The sequence below is a fragment of the Deinococcus aerophilus genome (assembly GCF_014647075.1).
GTDB lineage: Bacteria > Deinococcota > Deinococci > Deinococcales > Deinococcaceae > Deinococcus > Deinococcus aerophilus.
In genome coordinates, this window is record NZ_BMOM01000018.1 from 17,275 (window position 1) to 34,262 (window position 16,988).

Below are 16,988 nucleotides of genomic sequence, written 5' to 3' on the forward strand. Positions count from 1 at the left end.
GATGGCCGCCGGGGGACGCAAGGGCGCGGGATACCGTCTGTGCGCGCCCCCGCTCCGCTACACTTCCGGCGATGCTGCACCTTGAAGAAGCCGTGGTGGCGCTGCCGGTGATGGTGGCGCTGGGCCTGGCGGCCCAGGTTCTCGCCGCGCGGCTGCGGGTGCCCGCCATTCTGCCGCTGCTGCTCGTGGGCTTTCTGGTGGGCCCGGTGCTGCACTGGATCTCGCCGGGCACGGCGCTGCGCCCCCAGGGCCTGTCGGTGCTGACCTCGCTGGCGGTGGGCGTGATTCTCTTCGAGGGCGGCCTGACCCTGAAGTTCGCCGACATCCGGGGGCTGGGGCGGGCGGTGCGGCGGCTTGTCGGCGTGGGGGCGGGAATCACCTGGGGCCTCTCGGCGCTGGCCGCGCACCTGATCGTGGGTCTGCCGTGGGGCGTGGCGGCCCTGTTCGGGGCGCTGGTGATCGTCACCGGCCCGACCGTGATCGCGCCGCTGCTGCGCAACATCCGCCCCAACGCCAAGGTCGCCGGGGTGCTGCGCTGGGAGGGCATCCTGATTGATCCGGTGGGGGCCCTGGCCGCCGCCATCGCCTTTGAGTGGGTGCGCACTTCGGGAAGGGAAGAGGCCCTGAGCGCCACGCTGGTTCACCTGGGGTCCTTTGTGGGCGTGGGGCTGGCCGTGGGGGTGGTGATGGGCGGAGCGCTGGCGGTGGTCCTGAGACGCGAGTGGTTGCCCGAGCATCTGGTGAACCCCAGTGTGCTTGCCTGGGTTCTGCTGGCGCTGGGGATCAGCGATTCGTTTGCGCCCGAGAGCGGCCTGCTCTCGACCACCCTGATGGGCCTGATCGTCGCCAACGCGCGGGTGCCGCAGGCCGAGGGCGTGCTGCACTTCAAAGAGGAGCTGGTGGTGGTGCTGCTGTCCACCATCTTCGTGGCGCTGGCGGCCAACGTGCCGGCCGAGGCGCTGGGCGCGGTGTTCACGCCAGGACCCCTGCTGCTGCTGCTCGCCATGGTGCTGGTCGTCCGGCCCGCCAGCGTTCTGCTCAGCACCCTGGGGACCAGCCTGAACCTGCGCGAGCGGCTGTTCATCAGCTACGTGGGACCGCGCGGCATCGTGGCGGCGGCCATCAGCGCGCTGTTTGCCGAGCGGCTGACCGCCCTGGGCGTGCCGGGGGCCGAAACGCTGCTCACGCTGGTGTTCGCGGTCATTGTGGGCACGGTGATCCTGGCGAGTCTGACCGCCCGCCCGGTGGCCCGCGCGCTGAACGTGCTGGAGGCCGAGCCCTTCGGTTACCTGATCGTGGGCGCCCACCCGCTGGGCCGCGAGCTGGCCGCCGCCCTGAAGGCCGAGAATGTAGAAGTGTTGCTTGCAGACACCAACCGCAACAACATCGCTCAGGCGCGGCTGGAGGGGCTGCGCAGCCATTACGGCACGCTGCTGGGCGAGGCGGCCGACCGGCTGTCCCTCGAAGGGCTGGGCCACCTGCTGGCCCTGACGCCCAACGACGAGGCCAACGCCCTGAGCGCGGCCAAGTACCGGCGCGAGTTCGGCAAGGCGAACGTGTTTCAGCTGCAGCCGCGCGGCGCCGACCAGCGCACCCGCCTGCAGGAGGCGGAGCGGGCCACGTCCGCCTTCCTGCACGCCCCCACCTTCGATGAACTGCAGGAGCGCCATCAGGCCGGCGAACGCGTGCGCCGCACCGGACTGACCGAGGAATACACCCTGGAGGACTTCCGGCGCGACCAGCCCGGCGCCACGCTGCTGCTCGCGGGCCGCGGGGGCCAGTTCTCGGTGCTCACCGGCACGGAGGTGGAGTTGCCGCCCGAGACCACCGTGATCTCGCTCGGTCCACCGGACGAGGGAGACGCCGCGAAACGCGCGGACCCGCCGCGCAACCCCGGTGCACTGGAAGGCAAGCTGCCCGGCTGAGTGCCGGCCCCCCCCCACGCGGCCTCCAAGCATGAACCCTGCGGCCCCCGGTTTCACACGGCCCCGCGCGGCGGGGGGTCCAGACTGCGGGGATGGAATTGCTGTGGTCGGTCCTGAGCGAACTGCTCACGCCCCAGAACGGATGGTCGGTGCGGCTGGTGATTCGTATCGTTCTCAGCACGCTGCTGCTGTTCGGGTACATCGTGGTGCTCGCGCGCACCTTCGGCTCCCGGACCTTCGCCACCTTCACCTCCTACGACTTCCTGACCAATGTGGCCGCCGGATCGCTGGTCGCGAGCGCCATCCTGGGCCGCAGCGTGGTGGAAAGCAGCCTGAGCCTGCTTGTGCTGGTGGGAGCGCAGTCGCTCGTCTCGGGAGCCAGTGCGCGTTCGCGGCGGGCCCAGCAGGTCTTTGACAACGGCCCGGTGGTGCTCGTCGAGCGCGGGCAGATGCGCCGCGAGGCGATGCGCCGCTCGCGCGTCTCGGAGGCCATCTTGCACGAGGAACTGCGTCAGGCGGGTGTGAACAGCCTGGAGCAGGTCGCCTTCGCGGTGCTGGAATCCGGCGGGCGCATCAGCATCCTGCAGTCGTCGGGGGACGGCGCAGTGGTCGGCCAGAACGTGCTGCCAATGGCCAAGAGGCCATGAATACGGCCCCAGTACGCCGCAGGGTACGCTGAAGTTCTCATGAATCTTGAACTCAGTGCCATGTGGGCCCGGCTGCAGAACATGTTGCAGGGCTTTATCGTGGCCATTCCCAATGTGCTGATCGGGCTGCTGATCTTCCTGATCTTCATGGTGATCGCCCGGCTGGCCCGCAACGCCGTGATCAGTGTGGCGCAGCGCGCCGGCCAGCCCCGGGGCATCGCGCTCGTCTTCTCGCGCATCGCGTCGTGGGTGGTGCTCGGCGTGGGTGTGCTCGTGGCCCTGACCGTGATCTTCCCGACCCTGACGGCCGCCTCGCTGTTCGGCGCGCTGGGGGTCAGCGGGGTCGCCATCGGTTTTGCCTTCAAGGACATCTTCCAGAACCTGCTCGCGGGCCTGCTGATCCTGATCACCCGGCCCTTTCGCATCGGTGACCAGATCGTCTCGGGCAACCACGAGGGCGTGGTCGAGGACATCCAGGTGCGCGCCACGTTGCTGCGCACCTACGACAACCGCCAGGTGGTGATTCCCAACTCCGAGCTGTACACCAACCGCGTGACCGTCAATACTGCCTACGACCACCGCCGTCTGGCCGTCACCGTGGGCATCGGCTACGGCGACGACATCGCGGCGGCCCGGGCGCTGATCCTGAAGACCCTGCAGGAGATAGACGGCCTGCTGGCCGATCCGGCCCCCACGGTGCTGGTGCGCGAACTCGGCGACTTCTCGGTGAACCTGGAGGTGCGCTTCTGGATCAATCCGCCGGTGCGCCGCGAGGCGGTCGAGGCCCAGGACCTGGTGCTGGAGGCCATCAAGGGCGCGCTGCCCGCGGCCGGCTTCGACCTGCCCTTTCCGACCCAGCAGGTGCTGTTTCACGACCAGACCGAGATCACCGATGGCGACCGTGAGCGCCAGCGCGAGGGCTGGCCGGCCCGCGGGGACAATCCACCGTCGCGTCAGGCGGCGCAGCGGGAGACGCGGGACTCCGGGCCGTCCGGGGGCGGTGGACCCACCCCGGCCCAGCGGCCATGAAGAACATCAAACGCCTGGCGCTGCGCTCACGCATGATCACCCGCGAGTTCTGGTTCGTCCCCGCGGTGATGACGGTGCTGGCGCTGATCCTGGCCGAGACGGGCATCAACATGGAGGAGAAGTACGGCGTGCCCGAGAGCCTGAACTTCGTGTACGGCGGCGGCGAGACCGGATCACGCAGCCTGCTGTCGGCCATCGCGGGCAGTTCCATCGGCGTGGCGGGCACGGTCTTTTCCATCACCATCGCGGCGCTGTCGTACGCCGCGGGGTCCATGGGGCCCCGACTGCTGGAGAACTTCACCAGCGACCGCGGCAACCAGTTCACCCTGGGCACCTTCATCTCCACCTTCGCCTTCTCGCTCTACACCCTGCGGGCGGTGACCGGCAGCAACGACCAGCCCTTCGTGCCGCATTACAACGTGACCTTCGCGCTGGCGCTGGGGGTGGCCTGCGTGGGCATGCTCGTGTACTACCTCGCGCACATCACCCGTTCGATCAACATGACCCAGATTGCCAACCTGCTGCGCAACGACATGCGCTCGGCCCTGATGCACGCGACCTTGGAAGACGACCCCGACCACGACGGAGCGACGGCCCCACCGCAGGAGTTCTGGCTGGGCGGCGAGACGCTGCATGCGCCGAGCAGCGGCTACCTGCAGCTGATGGACACCGAGCTGCTGCTCAAGCTGGCCTGTGACGCGCAGGTGGCGCTGCTGCTGCATGTGCGCCCCGGCGACTACGTGTTTCCCAATTCGGTGATTGCGGTGGGCGTGCCGCGGCTGCCCGAGAACGTGATGGACGCCCTGACGCTGGGCGACCGCCGCACCGTGGGTCAGGACCTGGAATACAGCGTGCGTCAGCTGGCCGAGGTCGCGGCCCGCGCCCTGAGCCCCGGCGTGAACGATCCGGTGACGGCCATCGACATCATCGACCGCTTCGGCGACGCGCTGTGCAGCCTGCAGGACCGCCGCTGGCCCGACGGGGTGTATTACCACGACCACCAGCTGCGTCTGGTCGTGCCGGTCACCGATTTTGACGGCCTGACCGACAGCATGTTCCACATGATCCGCCAGTACGGCAAGAGCAGCCCCAGCGTGATGCTGCGCATGCTGGAGGTGCTGGGCACCACCGCCTCCTGCCTGACCGACGCCGAGCGGCGCGGCGTGATCCGCCGCCACGCGGGGCTGGTGCGCGAGGACGCCCTGCGGGGCATCGAGAACTCCGGCGACCGCGCCGACATCGAGGACCGGTACCGCGACGTGCTCAACACCCTGGCCAACGGGCCGGTGGCCGAGGTGAGGCGAGCGGCCCGCCACGCCGTGCGCCAGGCCCAGGGCGACCGGGCCGACTGAGCGCCCCCCCGGGTACTGCGCGGGTACTGGAACTGTGCCGCCTGCTTACAGTTGCAGGCCGGGAAACGCGGCCCAATGCCCACATGACGACCACTGACCGGACCATCTCCCGTGAAATCCAGCTGGCGGCCCGCCCCCAGGGAGCGCCCAAGGACAGCGATTTTGCCCTGATCGAGCGCGAGCTGGGCCAGCCCGGATCAGGCGAGGTGCTCGTGCGCAACCTGTACCTGACGGTTGATCCCTACATGCGCGGGCGCATGAACGACGTCAAATCCTACACGCCGCCCTTCGCGCTGAACGAGACCATGACCGGCGGAGCGGTGGGGGAGGTCGTGGCTTCCGGTGTGGACACGTTGAAGCCCGGCGACCTGGTGCTGCATGACCAGGGCTGGCGGACCCACGCTGTGCTGAAGGCCACATCGGCCCGCAAGGTCGATGCCCGGCCCGGCGTGTCGCCCAGCGCCTATCTGGGCATCCTGGGCATGCCCGGCCAGACCGCCTACGCGGGGCTGCTGGAGGTCGCGGCCATGAAGCCCGGCGACGTGGTGTTCGTGTCGGGCGCGGCGGGGGCGGTGGGCAGCGCGGTGGGCCAGATCGCCCGCCTGAAGGGAGCCGGGCGCGTGATCGGCAGCGCGGGATCGGCCGACAAGGTGGCGCACCTGACCGGGAAGCTGGGCTTTGACGCCGCCTTCAACTACAAGGACGGCCCGGTCATGGCGCAGCTGCGCGAGGCCGCGCCCGACGGCATCGACGTGTATTTCGACAACGTGGGCGGCGACCACCTGGAAGCGGCGCTGGCCGCCTTTAAGGTGTTTGGCCGGGCCGCGCTGTGCGGAGCGATCAGCCAGTACAACGCCACCTCCGCGCCCAGCGCGCCGCGCAACCTGGCCCTCGCCATCGGCAAGCAGCTGACCCTCAAGGGCTTTATCGTGGGCACCTACAACAGCGTGTTTCCGCAGTTCGTGCAGGAGGTGGGCGGCTGGCTCGCCTCGGGCGAGCTGCACTACGACGAGACGGTGGTGGAGGGCATCGAGAACATGCCCCGGGCCTTCATGGGCATGCTCAGCGGCGAGAACACCGGCAAGATGGTCGTGAAGCTCTAGAAAACGGTCGGCGGCCCGGCCTCAACCGTCTGCGCCCGCGCGTTCCAGCGTGAGGAAACTCAGGGCGTACGGGTTGCGGGCGTCGGCCGGGCGCTCCCTGCGCGCCGTCTCGGTCCACACGCCGGGCAGTTCGGGAAAGAAGGTGTCGCCCGGAACCTCGGCGTGGACCAGCGTGAGTTCCACCCGCGTCAGCGCCGGCAGGTACAGCCGGTACACCTCCTCGCCGCCGATGATCATGATCTCGGCGGCGTTTTCGGCGGCCTGCAGCGCGTGTTCGGGCGTGTGCACGACCGCGCAGCCCGGCGCCACGAAGTCCGGATTGCGGGTCAGGACGATGTTCTGCCGCTCAGGCAGGGGCCGGCCGATGGAATCGTAGACCCGGCGGCCCATCACCACCGGCTTGCCCAGCGTGAGCCGCTTGAAGTGCGCGAGGTCGGCGGGCAGCCGCCACGGCAGGTCGCCATCTCTGCCGATGACGCGGTTCTCGGCCATCGCCACCACAGCGGTCAGGCGTGGGGGGGTCAAACGGCGACCTCGGGGTATAAGGTCGGGGCAAACACAGCGTTGTGGTGTGGTTCGATCATGCTTTCTCCAGGGCGGTGGGGAGAACCGGCCCGCCGGAGGTCAGATTGCCACGCCGGACTGCAGAACGGATAAGTCGACCGGGCCCGGGAGTCGCCGCGTGGTTTACAGGCTGCAGAGTTCACGGACTGCCGACGCATCCCGGGGTGTCCACGTCGCTTTCGGCGTAGTGATAGTCGTACTTGAGGGATTTGAGGCGATAGATGACCAGTGCCGGGGAGATGTGGAGGTGCCGCGCCGCCGTCACGGAGGGATATGCAACGCCGTCGGCGACGACTGGACGTGAGTTGGCCGGTTGCTGGCCCCGCTTCTGCTCGGCGATTCGGTGCTTGGTGGCGTCACCGTGCTTGTGGCCGTAGAAGGGATTTTTGTCTTCGGTGCGGGCAGAAGCTGCCTCGGAGATCCGGGCCCGGGTCGCGTCGGATCGCCTGAGGCCAAAATTGGCATGTTCGGGGCCACGTTTCGTGCTGCGTGCCGAGGTTTCAGACATCTTCTGGCGGGTACTCTGGGAATGACGCCGACCATACATCCCATTGCGCGGGCCAGGAAGACCGAACCGGGCCACCCGCTGTTCCGCAGTCAACCCCGCCATGCGGGCGCGCGTCGCGGCGCTCCGGCGCGCGATGATCTGGGCGCGGTCCGGGTGGTGCGAGAGAAGGTCTCCTCCGCAGGACATACGGCTGATTTCAACACGTTGGGTGACAGGATGCGGCCAACTACACGGCGATGGGGGCCTTGATCGCCGGATGGGCCTTGTAGTCGAGCAGTTTGAAGCTGTCGAACGTGAAGTCGCCGATGTCCTGCACGGACGGGTCGATCCACATCGTCGGGAGTGGATGGGGGGGACGGCTGAGCTGGAGCTTGACCTGCTCGAAGTGGTTGGCGTAGAGGTGCGCGTCTCCCATCGTCAGGATGAACTCTCCGGGCTGAAGTCCGCAGACCTGCGCCACCATCATCGTCAGGAGTGAGTACGACGCAATATTAAAGGGGGCACCCAGAAAAACGTCGGTACTGCGCATGTAGAGCTGACACGAGAGCCGTCCGCCGGCGACGTAGAACTGGAACATGGTGTGGCACGGGGGCAGGGCCATGCCGTCGACCTCGCTGGGGTTCCAGGCGCTGACGATCAGGCGCCGGCTGTCGGGGTTGCGCTTGATCTGGTCGATCACCCGGGCAATCTGGTCGATGGGGGTGCCTTCACGGGGATCGGGCCATTCCCGCCACTGGACGCCGTAAACGGGGCCGAGTTCACCGTGTGGAATCAGGTTCAGGCGCAGCAACTGAGCGTCGATGGAAACGACCTGAAAGGCATAGCCCTGGAAGTCGCCGGGCAGCCCGCTGAGGACCTGGGCGACGGTGTCCCGGCCCAAGTGCACGGTGGTGGTCCCGTCGGGCGCGGTGACCTGCAGGGCGGTCGGATGGGCCTGGCAGGCATAGAATTCCACCTCGTCTTTCCGGAGCCAGACGGTGGTGTCGGGACCGTACTGGGCCGCGCCGTAGTAGCTGAGGTCAAGGACGAAGTTGGGCCAGTCCTTCTGCTTGTAGAACCAGTGTGGAAGCGTGCGGGCGTCCTGTATAAAGCGCGCGGGATCGTGCCAGACCGGGTGGACGGTAATGCCGCGCGCACCCAGGTCGGGGTAGCCGGGGTCCGCGGGATCGTGGCAGGCCTGCATCAGCCGGGTCCACAGCTGAGCGAGCCGAACGCCTTCTTCGTCGAGCTGAAGGTGGTCGGTCTGGTAGGTCCCGGCATAGGGGGCCGGCACCACCTGCGGGCGCGGGTCGATGAGCACGGCTTCACGGTCCAGGCGGTAGGGGACGCGCCACTCGTCCCAGATGGTGACACCGTGATCGTTGAGGTAGGAGATGTTGCTGCTGCCCTTGAGAAACCACAGCAATTCGTGGATCACGGACTTGAGGTGCACCTTCTTGGTGGTCACGAGGGGAAAGCCTGCCTGGAGGTCAAAACGCATCTGGTACCCGAACACGCTGCGGGTGCCGGTGCCGGTCCGGTCCGCCTTGTCGACGCCATGGTCGAGAATGTGCCGCATCAGGTCGAGGTAGGACTGCATGGCAGACAGTGTAGGCAATCGGGCCGGGACCCCGGCCCCGGGGGCGCGCACCATTGCCCGGCCCGGCCCGTGGAAAGATGACGGACAACCATGACCACCATTCCTTCCATCCTCCGACCCGCCTCCTACGTGTCCGGCACCTGGCACGCCAACGCCGACGGCCAGACCCTGGTGGACGCCGTGTATGGCCGTCCCATCGCCGTGATCTCCTCAGAGGGGGTGGACTTTGCCGGGGCACTGGCCTACGGCCGCGAGCGCGGCGCGGCGCTGAGAAAGATAACCTTCCACACGCGGGCGCGGATCCTGAAGGCCCTGGGCCTGTACCTGATGGAGCGCAAGGAGGAGTACTACGCCCTGAACCTGTTCACCGGCGCGACCCGCCGCGACGGCTGGGTGGACATCGAGGGCGGCATCGGCACACTGCTGAGCTACGCGAGCATGGCCCGGCGCGAGCTGCCCGACGAGCGCTTTTTGCCCGAGGGCAAGGTCGAGCGCCTGGGCCGGGCCGGAACCTTCGTGGCCCGCCACCTGCTCGTGCCGCGCGAGGGCGTCTCGGTGCAGATCAACGCCTTCAACTTTCCGGTGTGGGGCATGCTGGAAAAACTCGCGCCCGCCTTTATCGCCGGGATGCCCAGCCTGGTCAAGCCCGCGCCGCAGACCGCCTACCTGACCGAACGGGTGGTGCGCGACATCATCGCGTCGGGCCTGCTGCCCGAGGGGGCGCTGCAGCTGGTGGTCGGCGAGCCCGGCGACCTGCTCGACCACGTGCGCGAGCAGGACCTGGTGGCCTTTACCGGCTCGGCGGCGACGGCGGCCCGCCTGAAGGTGCACCCGAACCTGATAGCCCATTCGGTGCCCTTCAATGCCGAGGCCGACAGCCTGAACGCCTCGGTGCTGGGCCTGACGGTGACGCCCGACAGCCCCGAGTTCACGTTGTATGTCAAGGAGGTGGCCCGCGAGATCACCGGCAAGGCAGGCCAGAAATGCACCGCCATCCGCCGCGCCATCGTGCCGTCGGGTCTGGTGGAGGCCGTCACCGAGGCGCTGAGAAAGGAACTGGGCAAGGTCACCCTGGGCGACCCGGCGCGCGACGACGTGCGCATGGGCGCCCTGGTGAGCGTGGAACAGCGCGACCGCGTGCGGGAAACGCTGACGCAGCTGGGCCGGGAGGCGCGCGTGGTGATCGGCGGTGCGGAGGGTGAACTGCGCGGCGGCGACCGCGAGAAGGGGGCCTTCCTCGACCCCACCGTGCTGCTGTGCGACTCCCCCCTGACGGCGACGGGGCCGCACGAGCTGGAAGCCTTCGGGCCGGTGGCGACGCTGCTGCCCTACGACACGCTGGACGACGCCATCACGCTGGCCCGTCTGGGCCGGGGCTCGCTGGCGGGCAGCGTGATTACCCACGACCGCGCCGAGGCGACCGAGCTGGTCCTGGGGCTGGCAAGCACGCACGGCCGCCTGCTGGTCCTCAACCGCGACGACGCCAAGGAGAGCACCGGCCACGGCTCGCCGCTGCCGCAGCTGCTGCACGGCGGCCCGGGCCGGGCGGGCGGCGGCGCGGAACTGGGCGGCATTTCCGGGGTCAAGCACCACATGAACAAGGTGGCCGTACAGGCCGACCCCACCACCCTGAGCGCGATCACCCGCGAGTACGTGCCGGGCGGCGAGGTCACCGAGGACGTGGTTCACCCGTTCCGCAAGACCTTTGACGAAATTCAGGTCGGGGACAGCCTGCTCACGCACCGCCGCACCGTCACCGAGGCGGACATCGTGAACTTCGCGGGCCTGACTGGGGACCATTTCTATGCCCACGTGGACGAGATCGGGGCGAAAGAGGGCATCTTCGGGCGGCGGGTGGCGCACGGCTACTTCCTGATCTCCGCCGCCGCCGGCATGTTCGTCTCGCCCGCGCCGGGGCCGGTGCTGGCGAACTACGGCCTGGAGAACCTGCGTTTTGTGGAGCCGGTGGGGATCGGCGACACCATCCGCACCCGCCTGACCTGCAAGCGCAAGATCCGCAAGGACCTGCGCCCGGAGGAAACGCGCCCCACCGGCGTGGTGGAGTGGCACGCCGAGATCACCAACCAGAACGACGAACTGGTGGCCACCTACGACATCCTGACCCTGGTGGTGCGGGCCCGCGACGGCTTTGACCCGGCGCAGGAAGAGGGGCAGACCGCCCAGGCCTGAGGGTTCTGTTGTCTCCAGGGAAGTACCCCGGTGGGCACGCCCATCCCGTTACCCTCCGGGCATGTCTTCCCTGATCACCGGACTGGACCATGTGCAGATCGAGGCCCCGGCGGGGTGTGAGGCCGCCGCCCGCGCCTTCTTCGGAACCTTCCTGGGCCTGCGCGAGCTGCAGAAGCCCGCGCCGCTGCAGGCCCGCGGTGGCGTATGGTTTGCCCTGCCAGATGGGCGGCAGCTGCACGTGGGCGTGACCCCCGACTTCGTGCCGCGCGAGAAGGGCCATCCGGGGCTGCGCTGCGCCGACCTCGCCGCCTTTCAGGTCCACTGCGCGGCCCACGGAGTCACCTGCCGCGTAGACGCCGAGGCCGGGGTGGCCCGCGTATTCCTGCAGGACCCCTTTGGCAACCGGCTGGAGGTGGTGCAGGGGGGCCATGCCAGCGTCCCGCATATCTAGACAGACAGTCAGTTATAAAGGGATCTGATCGACACTCACCCTGTCAGAAGGCCCACTTTCTGGACTCCTGATGAAGGGCGTATGAATTTCGTCACGTCGGCCTTTATGAGGACGGATATGATGCCTCATGTGATTAAGACCGATTCCGTTTCTGCGCTGGTGGAGAAAATTCATAACCGCAGTGCCCGAGTAGGCGTAGTGGGGCTGGGCTATGTGGGCCTGCCCTTCCTCGTCGAGAAGGCCAAAGTGGGTTTCCACGTGGTCGGCATTGACCGCAGTTCCGAGCGTACGGGAATGGTGGCGCGTGGCGAGAACTACATCGGCGACGTGCGGGACGAGGATCTGAAGGCCGTCGTTGAGGCGGGCTGCGTCTCAACGACCACCGACTTCGAGGTGGTTCCCGAGCTGGACGTGATCGTAATCTGCGTGCCCACGCCGCTGGACCGCAACCTGAGCCCCGATCTGAGTTACGTGCGCAGCGTGACCGCCGAGATCGCGGCCCGCCTGCGTCCGGGCCAACTCATCAGCCTGGAAAGCACCACCTACCCTGGCACCACCGAAGAGGTCATGAAGCCGATCCTGGAAGCGGGCGGCCTCAAGGCGGGCGTGGACTTTTTCCTGGCGCACTCGCCCGAGCGGGTCGATCCGGGCAATGCCCGATACACCACCAAGAACACGAACAAGGTCGTGGGCGGCAACGATCCGGCCAGCCTGGAAGTTGCCGTGACCTTCTACCGCCAGACCATTGATCATGTCGTTCCGGTAAGCAGCGCCAAAACCGCCGAGATGGTCAAGGTTTATGAGAATACCTACCGGGCCGTGAATATTGCGCTGGCCAACGAGCTTACCCTGCTGTGCGACCGCATGGGCATCTCGGTGTGGGAGGTGCTGGATGCGGCCTTCACCAAGCCCTTCGGTATCATGCCCTTCTACCCCGGTCCCGGTGTGGGCGGCCACTGCATCCCGCTGGACCCACACTACCTGGAGTGGAAGGCGCGGGAATACAACTTCCAGACGCACTTCATTGCGCTGGCCGGCGAGACCAACCGCAAGATGCCCGAGTTCGTGGTGGACAAGGCTGCACGTGTGTTGAACGGCGCACGCAAGGCACTGAACGGGTCTAAGGTGCTGTTGCTGGGTATGGCGTACAAGGGTGATTTGGACGATTACCGCGAGTCGCCAGCATTACAGATTTACCGTCTATTGAAGCTGGCTGGAGCGGATGTGTCCTTTCACGATTCTTGGACGCCGGAAGTCGATGAGCACGGTGTGCAGGCCACCAGTATTGAATTGACCGATAAGATCCTGAGAGACGCCGATCTGGTGATCATCACGACCAAACACAGCAACGTGGATTACGCCAACGTGGTTGAGCAGTCGCAGGCCGTGCTGGACACCCGCTATGCCACCCGTGGATTGACGAGCGACAAGGTGACCCTGCTGTGAGCGCTCAGACTTCTGAACAGAAACGCTTTGGTCTGACCGGCGTTTCCGGGTACATTGCGCCCCGGCACCTCAAGGCCATCAAGGACACCGGCAACGTGTTGACGGCGGCCCTGGATCCTTTCGATTCAGTCGGCATCATGGACTCGTATTTTCCGGACGCCGAGTTCTTTACCCAGCCGGAGATCTTCGAGCGCTATCTGTACGATGCGCGCCGCCAGGGGATGGGCATGGATTATATGGGCATCTGTAGCCCCAACTATCTGCATGACCCGCACATTCGCATGGCGCTGCGGGCCGGGGCCGACGCCCTGTGCGAGAAGCCCATCGTGCTGAACCCGGAAGACATCACCGCCCTCAAGGAAGTGGAGGAGGAGACCGGGCGGCGGGTGTGGACCATCCTGCAGCTGCGTGCGCACGCAGCACTGGAAAAGGTCAAGGCCGAGCTGAACCCCAGCAGCGGTGACAAGTACGACGTGGACCTGTCATACATGACCAGCCGGGGAACGTGGTACCTGCGCAGCTGGAAAGGCCGCACTGAGGAAAGTGGCGGGCTGGCGACCAACATCGGGGTGCATTTCTTCGACATGCTGAGCTGGCTGTTCGGGGACATCGAGCACGTGGAGGTTCACCAGCGCAGCGAGACCGTGTGTGCCGGCTATCTGGAACTGGAACGCGCGCGCGTGCGCTGGTTCCTCTCCATTGATCCCACTTACCTGCCCGAGGAGCAGATTGCCAAAGGCCAGCGCACCTACCGGTCCATCACCATTGACGGTCAGGAGGTAGAATTTAGCGAGGGCTTCACCGATCTGCATACTGAGGTCTACCGCCGCACGCTGGCGGGCCAGGGCTTTAGCTTGGACGACACGTACCAAGCGATTGCCACGGTGGCCCAGATTCGCTCCGTCCCCTTGAGTAGCCCAACAACAGGAAGCCGACACTTCCTTCTTAGATGAATATCCTGTGGTGCACGGTGGCTACCGTAGTTCATAACTGGAGTGGAATAGATGTCCATGTCAGAGACTAATGTGGTGATTTTTGGCTACAATTTCCCGCACAAGAAAACCCAGGATCTTGTTTTTAGCCTTCTAGGCCAAGGCTTTAAAATTAGTGCTCTAATTGCTGCCGACGCGGTTAAATTAAATATTTCGGAGTCGACAGTCAGAACGAAAATTAAGCACATTGGTCTGCTTAATCCGGCTGAATATGCAGGTCATTTGGGCATTGAATTCGTTAACCTGCCACATAATTCTAGGCGTTGTGAACAATACCTTCGTGAATTGAAGCCCGCCTTGGGAATCATTGGCGGCGCGAGAATTATCAAGCAGCCTATCATTGAGCGTTTCTCCGTGGGCATTGTTAATGTGCATCCGGCCCTTTTGCCTGAAGTCAGGGGGTTGGACTCAATGCTGTGGTCTATAATGCATGATATTCCTCTGGGTGTAACTGCACATCTGATTGATGCCCGAATTGATCTCGGGCAGGGTCTAATCAGGAAACTTCTTCCAGTCTACCAAGATGATACTATCTTTGATTTGAGTGAGAGAATCTATGATAGCCAGATTGATATTGCAGCAGCAAGTCTTTTTAAAGCTCTGAATGGTGATACGTGGAGTATCGAGAATGAAATCTATTACGGCAAGATGACGCCGGAATATGAGCAGCAGGCGCTGGCCCGACTGAATGAGTACAAGGCACATCAACACCGCGAAAAGGAGATGTATGTCGGCTGAACAGGTCAGGACCATTCCTATTCTTGATCTTGAGCCAGAGATCGACGAGCTGCGCCCCGAGATCATGGCGGCCATCGGGCGCGTGCTGGACCGCACCGATTTCATCATGGGCGAGGATGTCCACCTGTTTGAGCAGGAGGTCGCCGCGTACCTGGGCGTCAAGCACGCCATCGGCGTGAACAGCGGCACCGACGCGCTGGTGATCGCCCTGCGTGCCCTGGGGATCGGCCCCGGCGACGAGGTCATCACCACGCCGTTTACCTTCTTCGCCACCGCCGAGAGCATCAGCATGGTGGGGGCAAAGCCGGTGTTCGTGGACATCGATCCAGCCACGCTGAACCTGAACCCGGAGTTGATCGAGGCGGCCATCACCCCGGCCACCCGCGCCCTCATGCCCGTTCACCTGTACGGCAACCCGGTGGACATGACCCGCATTATGGAAATCGCCCACAAGCACGGCCTGAAGGTGGTCGAGGACTGTGCCCAGAGCTTCGGCGCCCGCTGGCAGGGCCAGCAGACCGGCACTATGGGAGACTTTGGTGCGTACTCCTTCTTTCCCAGCAAGAACCTGGGGGCCTACGGCGACGGCGGGTTGCTGGCGACCAATGATGACGCTCTGGCCGACACCGCCCGGATGCTGCGCGTTCACGGCAGCCGCAAGAAATACCACAACGAAACCGTGGGCTACAACAGCCGCCTGGATACCCTTCAGGCAGCCATCCTGCGGGTGAAGTTGCCGCACATTGAGAAGTGGAATGCCCACCGCCGCAAGGTGGCCCGGCAGTACAACGAGGGACTGAAAGGGCTTGTGGGGATTGTGACGCCTGAACTGACGGACGGCCACGCCTTTCACCAGTACACCATTCGGGTGCAGAACGGGCGGCGGGACGAGTTACAGCAGAAATTGGCAGAGCAGGGCATCGGGACCATGGTGTACTATCCGATTCCGCAGGACGAACTGCCAATTTATAAGGGGCAGTACCCAACGTATGAACACAGCAGGCTGGCGGCGAAGGAAGCGTTGAGCTTGCCGATTGGGCATGTGATTCCGATGGGCACGGTTGAGGCCGTGATCCGGGCTTTGAAGGCCATGCTGAAGACATGAAAGCGGTGATGGCGGCTCCGGCTCTGAAACGGGTTGGGACCTTGATGGGCGGGACAGTGTTGGGACAGTTGGCAGTCTTTGCGGTTACGCCCATCCTGACCCGGCTCTATGCGCCCGAAGCCTTCAATGACTTCGGCATTTATTTGGCGATATCTGGCGTTTTTTCGGTGATTGCCACTTTGAGATTAGAGGCCGCCATCCCTATCGCAAGGGATAATGCTGATGCGTTTAATTTAACGCGAGTAGCCTTTAAAACTAGTTGTGTCATCGCCATCTTGGCCATTATGCTGACCTTCTATGTTCTGTCAACAGGTTTCTTAGTCGTCAAAAGTAATCCTCTAATCTTCTCTCTCCTAGTTGGAATATCTGTATTATTAATTGGTGCTTTCCAGGCCATCTCTGCTTTACAGGTTCGGCACGACGGATATAGTGTAATTGCACGTGCTAAAGCTGCGCAGGGAGGAGTTCTTGCTTTCGGGCAGGTGGCAATAGGGTTCTTATTTTCGGCACCTATAGCGTTAGTGATGGGTGACGTCTGCAGTCGCATTGCAGGTCTAAGCAGCTCATTAAATCTATACCGCCGGGAGACTAAAGTTCAATCTGTTCAAAATAATTTAGTTGTTTTAAGTAATTACCTGAACTTTCCGAAATTTAGTGCTCCAGCTGCGCTGATTAATTCGTTAGGGACGCAGGCTCCAATATTTCTACTGGGTATATTTTTTACGCCTTCTTCTGTGGGCTTTTATGTTTTTGCCAACAGATTAATTGCAATTCCAGTATCGCTTATTGCTACTACTTTAGGGCAAGTTTTCCTAGGCGAGTTAGGAAAGGCACTTTCCTCAGGATCTTCAATTTTTACAGTGGTTTCTCGATACTTTAGAATAAGTATATTGCTGGTGATTTGCTTTAGCTTAGTAAGTATTCCACTAAATACTTTATTATCTCCTTTTATCTTAGGTGATAAATGGCGCGCGTCAATTCCAATTATAAATGCCCTTTTGATAATGGCAATTTTCCAAGTGCCTATCTCTACCATATCGCAAACTTTAAACTCGTTGGGGCGCAATTCTTGGCAACTAGCCTGGGATATTATAAGGATTGTTTTAGTTACAGCAGCCATCTCTTTTTCCTCGATATTCTCCAAGAATCTTAACTTGGTTATCTATGTTTATGTGACTGCAAGCATTGTAGCTTATATAATCCTACTCGGGCTAATATACTCGAGCGTGAAACGGCACATCGTACTAGATCCATCCAGATCTGAAGCGAGCAGAAAGTGAATAGTAATTCTGCTATAATCGGCCAATATTATTTTAATAGGCCAGAATTGCGTGCAAATGTAAACTTTGTTGGAGAATC

The 16,988-nt window shown here is 63.8% G+C and carries 15 protein-coding genes; 12 read left to right on the top strand and 3 right to left on the bottom strand.

Translation table 11 applies throughout. The features are described from left to right. The first annotated feature begins 71 nt into the window (after nucleotides 1-71). The 5 genes from IEY21_RS11305 (at nucleotide 72) to IEY21_RS11325 (ending at nucleotide 6,056) form a co-directional block, all read left to right on the top strand. Complete coding sequence (locus IEY21_RS11305) at nucleotides 72-1,925, top strand: cation:proton antiporter (protein WP_188904452.1); 1,854 nt, start codon at nucleotides 72-74, stop codon at nucleotides 1,923-1,925. A gap of 92 nt (nucleotides 1,926-2,017) precedes the next feature. Further along, a complete protein-coding gene (locus tag IEY21_RS11310; protein WP_188904453.1) occupies nucleotides 2,018-2,572 on the top strand; it encodes a DUF421 domain-containing protein in 555 nt (184 codons plus the stop codon). Between the two features lie 39 nt (nucleotides 2,573-2,611). Then, on the top strand, nucleotides 2,612-3,601 hold the full coding sequence (locus IEY21_RS11315; RefSeq protein WP_188904454.1) for a mechanosensitive ion channel family protein: 990 nt from the start codon (nucleotides 2,612-2,614) through the stop codon (nucleotides 3,599-3,601). Then, nucleotides 3,598-4,953 carry a DUF2254 domain-containing protein gene (locus IEY21_RS11320; protein ID WP_229753048.1) on the top strand — a complete coding sequence of 452 codons (1,356 nt, stop codon included), beginning with the start codon at nucleotides 3,598-3,600 and terminating at the stop codon, nucleotides 4,951-4,953. Before IEY21_RS11315 ends, IEY21_RS11320 begins: the two co-directional genes overlap by 4 nt. A gap of 83 nt (nucleotides 4,954-5,036) precedes the next feature. Next, nucleotides 5,037-6,056 carry an NADP-dependent oxidoreductase gene (locus IEY21_RS11325; RefSeq protein WP_188904455.1) on the top strand — a complete coding sequence of 340 codons (1,020 nt, stop codon included), beginning with the start codon at nucleotides 5,037-5,039 and terminating at the stop codon, nucleotides 6,054-6,056. A 21-nt stretch (nucleotides 6,057-6,077) separates the two neighbouring features. On the opposite strand, the gene IEY21_RS11330 is transcribed toward IEY21_RS11325, so the two are convergent. The 3 genes from IEY21_RS11330 to thyA form a co-directional block, all read right to left on the bottom strand. Next, nucleotides 6,078-6,581 carry a dihydrofolate reductase gene (locus tag IEY21_RS11330; protein ID WP_188904456.1) on the bottom strand — a complete coding sequence of 168 codons (504 nt, stop codon included), beginning with the start codon at nucleotides 6,579-6,581 and terminating at the stop codon, nucleotides 6,078-6,080. A gap of 178 nt (nucleotides 6,582-6,759) precedes the next feature. After that, nucleotides 6,760-7,128: an NUMOD3 domain-containing DNA-binding protein gene (locus IEY21_RS11335; protein WP_229753049.1), complete on the bottom strand. Its 369-nt coding sequence runs from the start codon at nucleotides 7,126-7,128 to the stop codon at nucleotides 6,760-6,762. Between the two features lie 226 nt (nucleotides 7,129-7,354). After that, on the bottom strand, nucleotides 7,355-8,707 hold the full coding sequence (thyA, locus tag IEY21_RS11340; protein WP_188904458.1) for a thymidylate synthase: 1,353 nt from the start codon (nucleotides 8,705-8,707) through the stop codon (nucleotides 7,355-7,357). A gap of 90 nt (nucleotides 8,708-8,797) precedes the next feature. Between thyA and paaZ the strand changes: the two genes are divergently transcribed. The 7 genes from paaZ to IEY21_RS11375 all read left to right on the top strand — a co-directional run bounded on the left by paaZ (nucleotide 8,798) and on the right by IEY21_RS11375 (nucleotide 16,909). Further along, nucleotides 8,798-10,897 (top strand): phenylacetic acid degradation bifunctional protein PaaZ, encoded by a 2,100-nt coding sequence (gene paaZ, locus IEY21_RS11345; RefSeq protein ID WP_188904459.1) that lies wholly within the window; start codon nucleotides 8,798-8,800, stop codon nucleotides 10,895-10,897. A gap of 61 nt (nucleotides 10,898-10,958) precedes the next feature. Next, nucleotides 10,959-11,348 carry a VOC family protein gene (locus tag IEY21_RS11350; RefSeq protein ID WP_188904460.1) on the top strand — a complete coding sequence of 130 codons (390 nt, stop codon included), beginning with the start codon at nucleotides 10,959-10,961 and terminating at the stop codon, nucleotides 11,346-11,348. A 129-nt stretch (nucleotides 11,349-11,477) separates the two neighbouring features. Next, nucleotides 11,478-12,794 (top strand): nucleotide sugar dehydrogenase, encoded by a 1,317-nt coding sequence (locus IEY21_RS11355; RefSeq protein ID WP_229753050.1) that lies wholly within the window; start codon nucleotides 11,478-11,480, stop codon nucleotides 12,792-12,794. Then, nucleotides 12,791-13,747 (top strand): Gfo/Idh/MocA family oxidoreductase, encoded by a 957-nt coding sequence (locus IEY21_RS11360; RefSeq protein ID WP_188904462.1) that lies wholly within the window; start codon nucleotides 12,791-12,793, stop codon nucleotides 13,745-13,747. The genes IEY21_RS11355 and IEY21_RS11360 overlap by 4 nt, the downstream gene beginning before the upstream one ends. A gap of 57 nt (nucleotides 13,748-13,804) precedes the next feature. Continuing rightward, a complete protein-coding gene (locus tag IEY21_RS11365) occupies nucleotides 13,805-14,524 on the top strand; it encodes a formyltransferase family protein (RefSeq protein WP_188904463.1) in 720 nt (239 codons plus the stop codon). After that, the gene (locus IEY21_RS11370; RefSeq protein ID WP_188904464.1) at nucleotides 14,514-15,629 is read left to right on the top strand and encodes a DegT/DnrJ/EryC1/StrS family aminotransferase; all 1,116 of its coding nucleotides are present in this window, start codon (nucleotides 14,514-14,516) and stop codon (nucleotides 15,627-15,629) included. The genes IEY21_RS11365 and IEY21_RS11370 overlap by 11 nt, the downstream gene beginning before the upstream one ends. Then, entirely contained in the window at nucleotides 15,626-16,909 is a 1,284-nt protein-coding gene (locus IEY21_RS11375; RefSeq protein ID WP_188904465.1) for an oligosaccharide flippase family protein, read from the top strand. The genes IEY21_RS11370 and IEY21_RS11375 overlap by 4 nt, the downstream gene beginning before the upstream one ends. The last annotated feature ends 79 nt before the right edge of the window (nucleotides 16,910-16,988 follow it).